This window comes from Variovorax brevis (assembly GCF_030317105.1).
In the GTDB taxonomy this organism is placed as follows: Bacteria; Pseudomonadota; Gammaproteobacteria; order Burkholderiales; family Burkholderiaceae_C; genus Variovorax; species Variovorax brevis.
This window is the reverse complement of record NZ_JASZYG010000035.1, coordinates 18404-33286: the sequence shown is the minus strand read 5'-3', so window position 1 is coordinate 33286 and position 14883 is coordinate 18404. Positions and strand designations below refer to the sequence as shown.

The 14883-nt window shown below is 66.2% G+C and carries 12 protein-coding genes; 3 read left to right on the top strand and 9 right to left on the bottom strand.

Annotated features, from left to right (window positions below; all coding sequences use genetic code 11):
• Positions 1-237 precede the first annotated feature (237 nt).
• On the top strand, positions 238-822 hold the full coding sequence (locus QTI66_RS37460; protein WP_286565447.1) for a flavin reductase family protein: 585 nt from the start codon (positions 238-240) through the stop codon (positions 820-822).
• Between the two features lie 415 nt (positions 823-1237).
• On the top strand, positions 1238-1633 hold the full coding sequence (locus QTI66_RS37455; protein WP_286565446.1) for a hypothetical protein: 396 nt from the start codon (positions 1238-1240) through the stop codon (positions 1631-1633).
• Positions 1634-1769: 136 nt separating this feature from the next.
• On the opposite strand, the gene QTI66_RS37450 is transcribed toward QTI66_RS37455, so the two are convergent.
• On the bottom strand, positions 1770-6800 hold the full coding sequence (locus QTI66_RS37450) for a non-ribosomal peptide synthetase (RefSeq protein WP_286565445.1): 5031 nt from the start codon (positions 6798-6800) through the stop codon (positions 1770-1772).
• Positions 6801-7887: 1087 nt separating this feature from the next.
• On the opposite strand from QTI66_RS37450, the gene QTI66_RS37445 reads away from it, so the two are divergent.
• Positions 7888-8184: a c-type cytochrome gene (locus QTI66_RS37445; protein WP_286565444.1), complete on the top strand. Its 297-nt coding sequence runs from the start codon at positions 7888-7890 to the stop codon at positions 8182-8184.
• A 3-nt stretch (positions 8185-8187) separates the two neighbouring features.
• On the opposite strand, the gene QTI66_RS37440 is transcribed toward QTI66_RS37445, so the two are convergent.
• From QTI66_RS37440 to QTI66_RS37405, 8 genes are read right to left on the bottom strand one after another with little or no spacing between them, the layout of a single operon-like run.
• A complete protein-coding gene (locus QTI66_RS37440; RefSeq protein WP_286565443.1) occupies positions 8188-8562 on the bottom strand; it encodes a hypothetical protein in 375 nt (124 codons plus the stop codon).
• Positions 8556-8909: a hypothetical protein gene (locus QTI66_RS37435; RefSeq protein WP_286565442.1), complete on the bottom strand. Its 354-nt coding sequence runs from the start codon at positions 8907-8909 to the stop codon at positions 8556-8558. Before QTI66_RS37435 ends, QTI66_RS37440 begins: the two co-directional genes overlap by 7 nt.
• Positions 8906-9400 carry a hypothetical protein gene (locus QTI66_RS37430; protein ID WP_286565441.1) on the bottom strand — a complete coding sequence of 165 codons (495 nt, stop codon included), beginning with the start codon at positions 9398-9400 and terminating at the stop codon, positions 8906-8908. The genes QTI66_RS37435 and QTI66_RS37430 overlap by 4 nt, the downstream gene beginning before the upstream one ends.
• On the bottom strand, positions 9397-10014 hold the full coding sequence (locus tag QTI66_RS37425) for a hypothetical protein (protein WP_286565440.1): 618 nt from the start codon (positions 10012-10014) through the stop codon (positions 9397-9399). The genes QTI66_RS37430 and QTI66_RS37425 overlap by 4 nt, the downstream gene beginning before the upstream one ends.
• Entirely contained in the window at positions 10011-10568 is a 558-nt protein-coding gene (locus QTI66_RS37420; RefSeq protein WP_286565439.1) for a hypothetical protein, read from the bottom strand. Before QTI66_RS37420 ends, QTI66_RS37425 begins: the two co-directional genes overlap by 4 nt.
• On the bottom strand, positions 10565-11557 hold the full coding sequence (locus QTI66_RS37415; protein ID WP_286565438.1) for an AEC family transporter: 993 nt from the start codon (positions 11555-11557) through the stop codon (positions 10565-10567). The genes QTI66_RS37420 and QTI66_RS37415 overlap by 4 nt, the downstream gene beginning before the upstream one ends.
• Positions 11558-11598: 41 nt before the next feature.
• Positions 11599-13032, bottom strand: a complete 1434-nt coding sequence (gene aldA / locus QTI66_RS37410; RefSeq protein ID WP_286565437.1) for an aldehyde dehydrogenase — start codon at positions 13030-13032, stop codon at positions 11599-11601.
• A 25-nt stretch (positions 13033-13057) separates the two neighbouring features.
• Entirely contained in the window at positions 13058-14791 is a 1734-nt protein-coding gene (locus tag QTI66_RS37405) for a PQQ-dependent dehydrogenase, methanol/ethanol family (protein WP_286565436.1), read from the bottom strand.
• Positions 14792-14883: the final 92 nt, after the last annotated feature.

The window sequence follows — 14883 nt, the reverse complement described above, 5'->3', positions numbered from 1 at the left end:
TCGGGGCTCGGGGTCGACGACATCTTCATCATTGTGACTGCGTCGGGAACGAAGGGTCATGGTCCAAATCGAGAACGCTCGGCAAGGACGCGTTTAATTGATCGCCTACGACTCTAAGACGCGATTCGCATAACCGAAAGCGATATAAATCGTCGCTGAGCATCGATTTGCCCGATGTTTTCTTTGTCGCTTCGCCTCCCCTGGCGGGCTTTTCTGTCTTGCTGTCCAATCGCCGGCATGTCGAACACGAACAACTTTCAACCGGTGGCTCTTGAGCACGCCAGTCGCCTGATCAACCACGGACCGACGGTGTTGGTCACCAGTTCTGACGGCACCCGCCGCAACGTCATGGCCGCGGCGTGGTCGATGCCGGTGGAGTTCACGCCTCCGCGCATCGCCGTGGTCATTGACAAGCACACATTCACCCGAGAGTTGATTGCAGCCAGCGGCACTTTTGCCATCTGCTTGCCTGGCAGTGCGCTGGTCGACCTCACGCACGCGGTGGGCAGCACGAGCGGTCGAACCATGGACAAGTTCGAACACTTCGCGATCGGCACGGAGACCAGTCCAGTATTGAATCTGCCGGTCTTGTCTTCCGGTTGCTCGGCCTGGCTCGAATGCCGATTGATACCTGAGCGGCACAGCGAAGACGCCTATGACACCTGCTTTGCCGAAGTAGTTGGCGCAACAGCCGATGCGCGGATCTTCCGGAACGGGCATTGGTTGTTCGACGATAGCAACGCTGCGCTGCAAACGATCCATCACCTCGGGGGCGGCAACTTCATCTGTGCCGGCAGCGTCGTCCGTGCCACTGCGCCATGACTGTTGTGCAAAGATTTGCCCCAGGTACGCGCTCGACACCTCGGGTTCATGCGCAGAGGGCGATGCCCGCTTTCGCTGTGAAGCCGCTGGTCAGCGGTCGATGCTGACTGACTGAGATGGGCCCCCATTCCATGGCACGCCGAACCGGCTGTTCGACGCCAGTAACGACTCCGCGATTGTCGACGAGCCGCCTCACTCAGGCATGCGGGCAGTATCGCTGTTAAATAGATCGCCTGAGGGGGCAGTTTGTCGTGCCGCCTCACAGCAGCGACTGACCCTGTCCAGCTGCGCCGGCACAGGGCTTTTCCGATGTTCCTGCTGCCCTGATCGCGGTACAAAGACGCAGGCTCCGCAAGCGGTACAAGCGCTGCGGGGCCCGCTCCTCACTCAAACATGAAGATCAAGGACCACGCCCATGACTGAAGTCCATGGTGGCGGCAGGACTCCGCATGACGGCGACGAGGGCGGGTTGGAGTGCTGGGATCTGGATGCCAATGGCATCGGGATATTCCGTGATCCGGTCACGAGGCAGTTTTACCGTGGCACGATGATGACCGGCGGGCATCTTGATGCGGGTGAACCGTGTCGGGTCGAAGGTTTGACTTCGGTGGCCTTGACCGACGAGGAAGTGACAAGGCGCCAGCAGGAATTCAGCGACGCCACTGAACGGCTCTTGTCGGTGGCCACGGATGCGCGCGACGTTTTCTTGCGCGCCCGGTTTTCGACCATGCCACCAGCGACAGGCGGGGCATGCCGAACGATTGACGGACAAGGCCTTCAAAGTGACCACCGCGGGCGGCGCGCGTGGTGATGATGAAACGGTGGCGGTCGTGCTCGAAGCGAAAACATGCGGCGCACACGCGCGCGTCGGCCGGGAGCGGAGCCAGCGCGCGGCGTCGCAGGGCGCCAGGGCGCATGATCATTCCTGCCGGGGCGCACGCTGGCCGCTAACGCCGGCCCAGCGCCGCCTTCATGCGGCCCAGCAGGCCGCGCGGCGCGTCTTCCCGGGTCGCGGCGGCTATCGCCAGCTCGCCTTCGCCGGCACGCACCTCAATCACAGAGCCGCCGGCCGAAAGCTGCGCAAGGCTCTCGAACAGGTAGCGCCGCGCCTCGATGCGGTAGCCAAGGGTCTGCTCGGCCTGCCGCACTGCGCGCATGGCCAGTAGCGAATCGCCCCCGAGGTCGAAGAAGGTGTCAGTCGGATAAATGTCGTTGACGTTCACGTCCAGCACGCTGGCCCATACCTGCGCCAGCACCGCCTGTTCGGGCGTCAGCAGCGCTGTCGGTGCCGCGCGCGGCTCGACTTGGGCCTCGGCCTCGGGGCCGGCCGCCAGGCGGGCCAGCAGCTTGGCCGCGGCGGAATCGCCCGGCTCGGCCAGCGCGGCCAGCGTGACCCCGGGCATGTCGATCACGCGCTGCAGCAGTTCGAGGTAGCGTTCGCGGAAGGTCTCGCCGGTCTCGGCACTGTAGATGTCCGCGTTGCAGGTGATGGCGCCGCTCAGGCCATTGTTCTTCTCCATCAGCCACAGGCCCAGATCGTCGGTGGCGCCGCGCTGCGGGATGTGCAGCTGCTCATGCCGCAACGAGCCGATGGCCATCGGGCGCTCGCGCGCGTCCTGGAACGAGAACAGCACCTGGTAGAACGTGCCGCCTTGGGAACGCCGAGAGAACTCGGGCTCGGTGGCCAGCTGCTCGAAGGGGATTTGCTGGTGGTCCATCGAGGCCACCAGTTCGCGCTTGACCTCCTGCAAAAAGGTGCCCAGCGTCTGCGTGCCGTCCAGCGCCAGCGGTATCGGCACCAGGTTGTTGAAGAAGCCCATGATGGGTTCGAGTTCGGGCAGGTCACGCCCGCGCACTGGCGTCGCGACCACGACCGAGGGGGCGCCGATCACGCTGCTCATCATCAGTGCGAGCACGCCCAGGGTGAGCATGTTGAGCGTCACGTCGTGCCGGCGCGCCACCTCATGCAGGCGGTCGGTGGTGGGCCGGTCGATGCTCAAAAAGCAACTACGGCCGTGGCCGGTCTGCCCGACACCGCGCGGCATGTCGGTGCGGGCGGCCGGCGAAGGCGGCACGCGGGCGAAGCGCTCTTTCCAATAGGTCAGCTGCGCTTGTGCCTCGGGCTGGGTGAGCCAGTGCACGTACCAGGCCGCATAGTCGCCGTGCGTGAGGGGGAGTTGAGGCAGGGGGTTGGGCTGTCCCTGCGAGAAGGCGCCGTAGAGTGCCGCCAGATCGGACTGGAAGATGTCGAAGGACCAGCCGTCCCAGATCAGGTGGTGCGGCACGAAGCCAAGCGCGTGTTCCTGCTCGGCCAGCCGGTACAGCGCGATGCGCCACAGCGGCCCGCGGTGGATGTCCATGGGAGCGTCCGCCAGCGCCTGCAGGCGCGCGCGCAGGACCGTGTCGCGCTCGGCCTCGGGCACGCCCCGAAGGTCTTCCACGGGCAGGGTGAAGTCCAACCTGTCGCGCACGATCGTAACGGGCGCACCTGTGACGAGATCCGTGCCCATCACCGTGCGTAACGCGGGCTGGCGCCGCACCATCTCGCGCAGTGCGGCTTCGAAGGCCTTCAGGTCCAGCGGGCCGTACAGGCGGTGTCCCGAGGGCGCGTTGTAGATCGGGCGGTTCGGGTGCAGTTCCTCGATGAAGCGGATGCGATCCTGCATCGGCGTGAGCGGCGCGCTGCGCTGATCGGCGCGATGCGCAATGACCGTGCGTGCGCGCACCTGCCCCTGGGCGCGGGACTGCTCGATGGCGCGCGCCAGGAGCGCTGGTGTCGGCGCCTGGAACAGCATGGCCAGCGGCAGCTTCATGTCCAGGGCGCGGCCAAGGGCCGCGACCAGCCGCGCCGCCAGCAGCGAGTGGCCGCCGAGCGCGAAGAAGTCGTCCTCCATGCTCAGGCCGGGCAGGCTCAGCACCTGTTCCATCTGGAGGAGGACCTGGCGCTCGAGGTCGCTGGCGGGCTCGATGCGCACACGCGGCCCGGCGCCGCCGAGGATGTCCTGCAACTCGGGCGCGGGAAGCGACTTGCGGTCGAGCTTGCCGCTGGCGTTGAGCGGCAGCGCGGGGAGCACAATGATGGCGGCCGGCACCATGTATTCGGGCAGCGAGGCCGCCAGCGACTTGCGCAATGTTGCCGGCGAGAGCGTGGCACCGCCCTGTGCGCTGACGTAGCCCACCAGACGCAGGTCGCCGGGCACATCCTCGCGTGCGATCACCGTGGCCTCGCGCACCCCGGCGCTGGCGGCCAGGCGGGCCTCGATTTCGCCCAGTTCAATGCGAAAGCCACGAATCTTGACCTGGAAGTCGTTTCGGCCGAGGTACTCCAAGCTGCCATCGATCCTGTAGCGGCCCAAGTCGCCCGTCTTGTACAGGCGGGCGCCTGCCTGACTGGCGAAGGGGTCGGGAATGAAGCGCTCGGTGTTCAATTCGGGTCTGTTCAGGTAGCCCCGAGCCACGCCGGCGCCGCCCACGTACAGTTCGCCGACAACGCCGACCGGCACGGGCTGGCGGTGCGCGTCCAGCACATGGACTGTCAGGTCCGGGATGCGCTGGCCAATGGGACTGATGCCGCTCCTTTCGGCGTCCTGCGCGCTCAGGGGCCGGTAGGTCACGTGCACGGTGGTCTCCGTGATGCCGTACATGTTGACCAGTTGCGTGCCCTGGTTGGCTTTGCGCCGGTACCAGGGCGCGAGCATGGTCGGCTCCAGCTTCTCGCCGCCGAAGATCACGGTGCGCAGGCGGTGCTGCGCCGCCGGGGCGCCGGTCTCAGCCTGCGCGGCGATCAGTTGCCGGAACGCGCTGGGCGTTTGATTGAGCACCGTCACACCCTGCTCGCACAGCAATTGGTAGAACGCCTGCGGGTCGCGGCTGGTGAGCTGGGGCACAACCACCAGCTGCCCGCCGTACAGCAGTGCGCCCCAAATCTCCCATACCGAGAAGTCGAAAGCAAAGGAGTGGAACAGGGTCCACGCGTCTTGGGCGTTGAACTGGAACCAGGGCTGCGTGGCCGCGAACAGCCGGCTGACTTGGCGGTGCTCGACCAGTACGCCCTTCGGAAGGCCCGTGGAGCCGGAGGTGTAGATCACATAGGCCAGGTGCGAAGGGGCAAGCCCCAGCGCCGCGGTATCGGGATCGTTCACCGGCTGCCCGGCCAGCAGCGCGTTGTCGTCCAGTACGATCACGGGCGCATCGGTCGGCGGCACGCGCGTGACAAGCTGGGACTGGGTGAGCAGCACTGCCGGCGCGCTGTCGCGCAGGATGTGAGCCAGGCGTTCGGCCGGGTAGCCCGGGTCCAGCGGCACGTAGGCGGCGCCGGCCTTCAGGATGCCCAGCAGACCAGCCAGCATCTCGACGCCGCGCTCGACGCACAGGCCGACAAGGTCGTCGGGACGCACGCCGAACGCCAGCAGGCGATGGGCAATGCGGTTGGCCTGCGCATTCAGCTCGGCGTAGCTTATGGTTCGCTGGCCAAAGCGCAGCGCAGGCGCGTCAGGCTGCGCCGCAGCCAGCCGCTCGAAGCAGACGTGCAGCAACTCCTCACGCGGGGCGGCGCCGCTGCTGCGGTTGAAGGAAGCCAGCAACGCGCCATCGGCTTCATCGAGTGCGAACGCCTGCGCGACCGTCAGCGCCGGTTCGGCCACGAAGCGCTGCATCGCCGTGCGCAGTAGCCCCAGCCAACGGCGCACGCTGGCTTCGTCGAACAGGCCGGTGTTGTACTGGCACTCCAGCTGCAGGCCCCGGGTCGTGGGCGTGCAATTGAGGAAGAGCTCGAAGTTCTCGAAGTGGCGTGGGTTGGCCACGATTTCCACCGTCAGGCCTGGGAAGGCGTTGCCGGTCAGCACCGCCTCCTGGTCGAGGTTGAACACTACACTGACCAGCGTCGGCCGACTGGGATCGCGCGGCAGTCGCAGTTTCTTGAGCAGCGCGCCGTAGGTCATTGTCTGGTGCTCGAAGGCGTCGAGCAGCGTCGTTCCCGAATGCTGGACAAGCGCCTGCATGCCCACGCTGTCGTCAACGTCGATGCGGATGGGCAGCACGTTGACGCAATGGCCCACCAGGTTGGGCATGTCGGCGGCCGACTGCCCGGCGGCGGCCACGCCAATCACCAGGTCGCCCTGCTGCGTGAGTCGCTGCATGGCGCCGGCAAAAGCGCCGAACAGCGTGGCGAACAGGCTGGCGCCCGAGGCGGCGCCGAGCTGGCGGACCTTCTGGACCAACTCCGTTTCGATCAGCATGTCGACCCGGCGCGACTCGAAGGTGCGCACGGCGGGCCGCGGGCGGTCGGTCGGCAGGTCCATCACCGGCACGCTGCCGCCGGCAAATCGCTCGACCCAGAAGCGCGTGTGCTCCTGCATCAGCGGGCCTGCGGCCTCGGTGTTCTCCCACTGCACGTAGTCTTCGTAGCGGGCGGGCGCGGGCAGCGGCTCGGAAGCGTGGCCAACGGCTTGGGCGTAGAGCAGGCCCAGATCCTCGATGATGCGGCCCCATGACCAACCGTCGCACACGATGTGGTGTGCGGTGAGGAGCAACTCATGCAACTCGGGCCCACAGCGCAGGATCTCGGCCCGCAGCAGCGGGCCGCGCTCGAGATCGAAGCGCGTTTGTACCGCCTTGGCGCGCGCCCCGGCCAGCGCGGCCTCGCGAGCCGCGTCGTCAAGCCCGGCGAGGTCGCGCAGTGGCAACTCGCACGGCGCCGGCTCTTCGATGAGCAATTGCATGCCGTCGCCCGAGAGGGAGGCGCGCAGCGACTCGTGGCGCGCCAAGGTCTGGTCGAGTGCGCTGCGCAGCGCCTCGGGCGACAGCGGGCCGCGCAGCAGCAGGCTCACCGATTCGTTGTAGGCCAGCGAAGCCTCGGGCGCCAGCCGGTCGGCCAGCCAGATCTCGCGTTGCGCCTCGGTGCTGCCGATGACGCGCTCGACCGCGCCCGTTGCGAAGGGATCGAAGTCCTCTGTGTCGGCGTGGGGGTTGGTGCTCATGTCCATCTTAGAACCCCACGCGCTGAACTTGCCGGGCGCGGCGGCGGTCACGACCCAAGCCCATTGCCCGTCCTTGCCGTCTGGAGGGCGTTCCGCTGGAATGGGGGCAAACCTTCCCAACGCCAAGTGCTGGCTCGATTGCCGATAGTTCCATGGCTTGCACCTCCAAGTTGTCTCCGAAAGCACGTTGCTTGCGAGCGAGCTGGGCCGTCCGGGCAGCCCCTGACCCTCTGCAGACGACTGGATATAGCCGCTTGACGGGGTCCCATATTCGCTGCTTTCAGGGCTTCGAAATGGATACTAAAGTCATACGTTACAACAGCCAACAATTTGGTTGCTGTAGTTACAAAAAAGTACATGTTCGCCGTACGAACTGCCGCTGACTTCCGAAGCCATGCAGGAAATCTTCGTGCTTCCGGCGCCCAAAGTAGGCGGAAAGGATCTCTGGCGAGCACGCTCGCCAGGCTCCGTGATGTGATGATCGCGCAGCCTTGGAGGCGCTCTCGGACGGTCAGCCGCAGTCATTCCGATATGTCGTTGTCCAATAGTCAGCCGGCGTACGCGCGCCAACTCCCGAGCGATTCGCCCATCGGCGGCGTGCGGCCGGCAAGTTCGGGCCCAAGGCGGTCGGTGTGCGTTGCGCCGCCAAGAGCAGGAGCGCACCGGTTGCTGTCTTTCGCGGCCGGCCCTTGACCTCAAGCTGCCACGCCGACTCCAGTCGCGCAGACTTCAAGCAGACCTCGGCATGGACGACTGGTCCCAAAACCAGTGCGGACATAGCTTGTATTCGCCGCGCGGCGACGAGAATATGGACATGCAACGCAAGCACAGCGGCGCCATCCGGAACTGAAGACCAATCGATGTCTGCTGCCGGGTACCAAATGGGGACATCGACCGAAGCGGGCTCTCGCGTCTTTCACGGCGTTGTTGTTTCGTGGTCAGAGTAGGGTGAACGCTCTGGCTGACATACGGATTGCCGCGTGGGCGCGCAGCAATGTCGCATGCTGAATTCAATCGTGCATCTTGCGCCATGGCCCACTAAAGTGAATGCCGCTTACCGGCCCGCCCATTCGAATGAGGAGACCGCATGAAAGCCTTGACCGTGATGCTCGCGCTCTGCGCCGCGCTGCCCGCCATGGCCGATCAGAAACTGGCCGAGAAGAAGAACTGCCTGGCTTGTCATGGCATGAAGGACAAGGTGGTTGGCCCGGGGTTCAAGGAAATCGCCGCGAAATACGCTGGCCAGGCGAGCGCCTCGCAGGCACTCGCCGACAAGATCCAGAAAGGTGGTGTGGGCGTCTGGGGCCAGATCCCGATGCCGCCCAACGACGTGACGCCCGCCGAGGCGAAGACGCTGGCGGACTGGGTGCTCGGCATGAAGTGAGGCCTATCGAAAGGCCACCAGTTCCCACAACTGCGAGCCGCCCGCCATGAACGACGATGGCGCCGGCTCCGTACGCTCCAGCCGCACGAGTCCGGCCTCGGGGCAATACCACTCCAGCGTCGTCAGGGGTACCTCGCGCCAGCCGATCACCGGATCGGCGTAGATGCGCATCACGGCCGTGCCGCGCACGCGCAGGCAGCCGGCCCATCGCCCGGCCGGCGTCTGCACCGTTTCACCGGCGCCTTCGATGCGATAGCTCATCGGCACCGGCGGGTAGGTGTGGCGCACCTCGCGCGGGAAATCGAAGCGGCGCACCAGCAGGTACGCGGTCGTGGTGGCCTGCCATGTGGTGCCGGGCGAGTAGGGTGTCTTCAGCACGGGGCGGGGGGCGTGTCGGGGCGCGGCTGCGGATCGCCCAGCGACCTGCTTGCCACACGTTGAACGCCCTTGTCGTCGGCGCGCAGCCAGTACTCCACGCCGTCGTCGCTGCGCCGCCGGCCCGGCACCCCCTGGCCGTCATCCGGCATTGCGGCAGCGTCGAGTGAGGTGAGACTGAGCGATTCCTGTGCCGTGTCGCCGTTGTCGGCGCGCGTCGTGATGCGGTAGGTCCATTGGTGGCCACGCGCGAGCGGAAAGAACTCGTCAGGCTGCGGCCCGGGGTGGCAGGCCGCCAGGGCGAGCAGCAGCAGGCTCGCCAACCCACGGCCCCTCATCCACTGCGTCATTTTTCCGGCAGTTGTGGGCCGGGCAGGTCGCGCAGCCGGAACGTCTGGGGCGCGCTGTCGGGCCGAAGCCAACCCAAGCCCGTCGATGCCACCTTCGGCTCCGTGATGCCCATCTGGCTGACGCCGACGCGGATCTTCTGCGTGCCTTCGCTGATCTGCAGGTGCATCTCCTTCGTGTAGGGCAACCTGTAGGCGCGGGGCTCGGACGTGGCCTTGCCGGCAACGATCGCATGCACCCAGACATGGAGTCCGCCGGGCTCCTTGGCGTGCGGCTCGTCGATGACGGCGGCGAGCAGCACGAAGCGCTCGGGCAAGGCGCCGCCGCTCGGCCAGCCCCACACATCGTCGAGCACGTTCCAGGCGTGGAAGTAAAGCACCGTCACGCCCACGACCAGCAGCCCCTTCATCCACGCCGGCCACCTCGACGCCAGCAGCGCCAGCAAGGCGACGAGCAGCAGCGCCGCGTAGGCCAGGGCGATGGACAGCGTCATAGCCGTTGCACCAGCCGCTTCGGCATCGTGTTCACGTTGGTGGCCGTGCCGTCGGGCTGCAGCGTGAAGCGGGCCGCGGTGAGTTCCTGGCCCTGGCGTTCGAGCCGGCGCTCGCCATGGAACACCACCTCGGCGCGCGGATTGACCTTGATCACCGACACCGTCACGTCCACCGGCAAGTGGTCGCGCGACTGGTAGTACTGGACGTTGACCGTGAACTCGCCCGGCAGGATGCCGCGCAGCGTCACCACCTCCTGGCGAAACGGCGTCTCGATGCGCCGGCCATCGATGACGATCGCATCATTCGCGTCGCCCCGGTCGTCCCGGTCGAGATGCATCAGGCCCGCGTCGGGCTGCTTGAACCACACGAGGTTGCCGGCCGGGTCTTCGACCCAGGTATCGATATCGTTCGGGTTGTGGTCTGGCCAGCTCACGCTGATGAGGTATTCCGCCTTCGACGGCACGTCGCCAGCCTTCGTCGCCTTCGGATTCATCGCGATCAGCGCGACGATGAAGCAGAAGACGAAGGCGATCAGCATGTTGAACAGCATGTCGTAGAACGGATCGACTTCCGCGTCTCGCACCGCCCCTCGCCGGCGTCTGGAGGTCGTCACGGCGGCTTGCCCCGCTGCTCGATGCCCAGGCGCTGCGTCAACAGCGCCACGCCGAGGCCACTTGTCAGGCTGCGCAGGAGTTCCTGCGATTCGGATGGGTCGAAGCTGCGCACTTTTCCTATCGTCAGCGCGAGGATCGAGAAGCCGATCACCTTGCCCAGCAGGCCCAGCTTGAGCTGGATGCCGTTGACCCACCACGCCGTGGCATGCGGTCCGTGCGTTTGTTCCAGCAGGAGGTCGAGAGCCTCGCCGCTGTCCGCCTGCGGCTGGCCGAGCGTGCGCAGGTAATCCGCGCCCCAGCCGTCGCGCAAGGGTGTCGAGGCGGCCCAGCGCCGCTGGCGTTCGAGCTCGCGCGTGCGCGCGCCGCACCACAGCGTGGAGCCCGCGAACACGATGACGATGACCAGGGTGATGCCGGTCGGGTCGGCGGCCAGCAGCAGGGCCAACACCCCGCGCAGCCCCAGCAACCAGGTGGCAAATCCCAGCACGCCAGCCAGCGCCAGCCATTCGAACCACAGCGCTTCGTTCACACGCTCTGCTCTCGCGACGCTCATTTCATCAACGCCACGGCGAGCGGGAAGGTGAGGAAGGCGACCACGGTCGTGCTGAGCACCACGGCGGCGATGCGCCCGGCATCGGCGCCGAAGCGCTCGGCCAGCATCGGCACGTTGCTCGCACTCGGTAGCGCGGCAATGAGCACCAGGACCACCAGCGAGGTGCGTTCGAGAGGTGCGCCCAAGGCCATCGCCAGGGAGCCGAGCGCCAGCACGATGGCCGGGTGGGCAATGACCTTGAAGGCGACCAGTTGCAGTGTGTCGACGCGAGGGTTTCGAATCGGCGCAACGGCGCGGTGATCTGCCGATCCGGTGCGCCGACGAGTGAGAGCCTGGGTGCGCGCCAGCACCGCGCCGATGGTGAAGAGGGCAGCCGGCGAAGCTGCGCCCGCCAGCATGTCGACCGCGTTGAACAGCGGTGCAGGCAACTGTTTCCCGCTTGCCGTGGACAGGCAGCCCAGAAAAATCGACCACGGCAACGGGTTCTTCAGCATGCCCTTGAGGCCCTGCAGTGCGGCACGCCGCGCGCCATGCTCACCGGCCGCACCCAGTTGCGAGAGCGCGATGCACAACGACGAAGTGAACACCATGTCGACCGCCAGCGCGACGATCGCGGGTCCCGCAGCGGCCGCGCCAAGGAGCGCGACCAGCAGCGGCACACCCATGAAGCCGGAATTCGGAAAGCTGCCGACCAACGCACCAAACGCGGCATCGGTCCAGCCGGTGCGTCCGCGCCGCCCCGCAAGCATCGTCAGCGCCACCATCAGCGCCGCCGCGATGAGGTAGGTCAGCACGATGCCCGGGTCCAGCAGCCGGACGATCGGTGTCATCGACGCGAACTTGTAGAGCATGCACGGCAGCGCGAACATCAGCACGAAGACGTTCAGCCCCGGAATGGCTTCGATCGGCAGGAGGCGCCACCGGATCGCGACGTAGCCCCCCAGCACCAGGGCGAAGAACGGAAAGGTGACGACGAAGATGGCAGCCATCGGAGGTTGCGCGCAGCGTTCCGGCAACCCCCGCGGCCTGCTCAGCCGGCGGTTTGCATGTAGACGACGTGCGTCTCCATGTGCTCGTACAGGCCGTGCTTGCCGTCCGCGCCGCCGATGCCGGACTTGCGCCGTCCGGCGTGGAAGCCCTGCATCGCCTCGAAGTGCTCGCGGTTGATGTAGGTCTCGCCGAACCGAAGCTCGCGCACCGCCTTCATTGCCTGGTTGATGTTGCTTGTGAAAATGGAGGAAGTCAGGCCGTAGTCGGAGTTGTTGGCATGCACCAGCGCTTCGTCGAGGTCGTCGACGACCTGCATCGGCAGCACGGGGCCGAACACTTCCTTGGTCATCACGTCCATGCCGGTGTTGCAACCGAGCAGCACGGTGGGCTCATAATGGTAGCCGGGCTTGTCAGCGATCTTGCCGCCAGTCAGCACCTGCGCGCCCTGGCCCTTGGCTGCTTCGACCATCGCTGCCATCTTGTCGCGGCCGACCTTCGTCACCAGCGGGCCCATGTGCAGGCCTTTCTCGAGACTCGGATCGCCGTACTTGGTGCCGGCCATGAGCTTGGTCACTTTTTCGGCCAGCGCATCGGCGACCTTTCGTTCGACGTACACGCGCTCGGCGGCGTTGCAGGCCTGTCCGGTGTTCAGCACGCGTGAGTTGAAGAGCGCGTTGGCCGTCAAGTCGACGTCGCAATCGGCGAGAACGATCGCCGGCGCCTTGCCGCCCAGTTCGAGGTTCACCCGTGTCAGGTGCTTGCCGCAGGCCTGCATGATCTTCGAACCGGTGTCGCCGCTGCCGGTGAAGCTGACCAGGCCCACGTCCTTGTTGTCGGTCAGCTTGGCGCCGGTTTCGCGTCCGCCGCACACCAGGTTGAACACGCCCGGCGGCAGGTCGGTCTCGGCCACCAGTTCGGCGAACTCGAAGGCGTTGATCGGCGTTTCCTCGCTCGGCTTGATGACGATGGTGTTGCCGGTGACGAGGGCAGGACCGAGCTTGCGCGCGATCAGGAAGAAGGGGAAGTTCCACGGCAGGATGCCGGCGACCACGCCGATCGGCTTGCGATAGACGAGGATCTGCTCGCCCGGCCGGTCACTGGTGACGATCTCGCCTTCGATGCGGCGCGCCCACTCGGCCATGTAGTCGATGTAGCTGGCGGCGAATTCGATTTCGACCGCGGCCAGTTCGGGCACCTTGCCTTGCTCCAGCACGAGCGTGCGCGCAAGCCGTTCGGCGTTGGCGCGGATCTTCGCGGTGATCTGGCGCATGTGGTTCGCGCGCTGGATCGCGGGCAGCTTTTCCCATGCGGGCTGTGCCTTCTTCGCTGCGGCCACCGCGCGGTCCACATCGGCGGCGCCGCCGTCGGGCACCTCGGCAATCGGCTTGTCCGTCGCCGGGTTCAGCACCTGGATGGTCTTGCCGTTGCCCTCGACCCATTGCCCGTCGATGTAGTTGCGATACGTCTTGCTCATTGCATCTCCTTTCAGGTATTGCCAGTCACTTGCTGCTCGGAAGCTTGAACACCATCACGGTCCCGCCTTGCGGATTGACCACTTTGCGCTCGGGCAGGATGGCGTTGAACGCGCCCTGGATGCGCTCGGCATCGACGCCCCAGCCCGATTGCACGGCGATGTACTGCTCGCCGTCGATCTCGAAGGAACTGGGTACGCCGATCACGCCGGCCGGCGTCGGGTACTCCCACAGCACCTTGCCGTTCTTCGCGTCATAGGCGCGGAACTTGCGGTCGTTGGTGCCGCCAGCGAACACCAGGTTGCCGCCGGTGGTCAGCAGTGGCGCCCACAGGAAGGTCTTGAACTTGTGGGCCCAGGCCATCTTGCCGGTCTTCATGTCCCAGGCCTGCAACTCGCCCACGGTCTGCTCGGGGTTGGGCACGCGTACGCTGCCCAGCACGCCGTCGAGCGGGTAGCCGATGAACAGGTCGCCCGGCTTGTACTTCGCGTTCTCGCCCTGCGGCAGCACACCGCACATGTTGTTGTTGGCGGGCACGTAGAGCATGCCGGTGCCCGGGTTGTAGGCCTCGGGCGGCCAGTCCTTGCCGCCCCACAGGCCTGGGCAGAAGGCTGCGCCCTTGGTGGTGCCAGGCTTCTTCGATTCGTCATAGCTCAGCCGGCCAGTCTTCGGGTCGACACCGGTGACAACGTTGTTGTTGACGTAAGGCCAGGCCTCGACGTAGTTGACCTTGTCGGCGGTGCGCTCGAGTACCCACATGTAGCCGCTGCGGCCTGCATGCACCAGGCTCTTGACCGGCTTGCCCTTGAAGGTCGTGTCGATCAGCAGCGGCGCGGAGACCTCGTCCCAGTCCCACGCGTCGTTGTGCTGGTACTGGTGGTGGCCCTTGATCTTGCCGGTGTCGACATCGAGAGCAACGACCGACGAGGTGTAGAGGTTGTCGCCCGCGCGCAGGTCCGCCGGCCACGGTGCGGGGTTGCCGGTGCCCCAGAACGAGAGGCCGGTCTGCGGGTCGTAGGTGCCCGTGATCCAGATCGAGCCGCCGCCGGACTTGTAGCCGTCGCCGGGCGGCCAGCTGTCATTGCCGTCCTCGCCGGGGCCCGGTACGGTGTAGGTGCGCCATGCTTCATCGCCGGTCTGGGCATCGAAAGCGGCGATGAAGCCGCGCACACCGGTTTCTCCTCCTGACGATCCCACCATGATCTTGCCCTTGGCGGCCAGCGGTGCCAGGGTCATGTAGTAACCGTTCTTCCATTCGCACACCGGCTTGGTCCACGCCACCTTGCCGGTCTTGGCGTCGAGCGAGACCAGCTTGCAATCGGTGGTCGCGAAATAGACCTTGTCGCCGTACAGCGCGACACCGCGGCTGGTCGGATGCAGTTGAAGCTGCTCGGCCGGCAGTTGGGCCTTGTAGCGCCAGATCTCGTTGCCGGTCTTGGCGTCGAATGCGATCACCTGTGCGCTGGGCGTGGCCACATACATGTAGCCGCCGTTGACGATGGGCGGTGCCTGGTGGCCTTCGCTGACGCCGGTCGCATACGACCATGCCAGGGTCAGCTTGCCGACGTTCGTGTTGTTGATGGCCTTGAGCGGGCTGTAGCCCCAGCCGCTGTAGTTGCCGCGGTAGCTCAGCCAGTTCGCCGGTTCGGGCGACCGCAAGCGCGCATCGGTCACGTCCTGGTAGGGACGCATCTGGGCTTGCGACAGCGTGGCCAGCACACAGCCGATCGCGGTGCAGGTGAACTTCAGGATGGGTTTCATGGCTTCAAGGTCTCCTTGGCGTGGTGTTGTTGATGAACCGGGCGAACCGTCGTCGACATGCATGAATGAAGCGCCAGCGGGGATCGACGCAG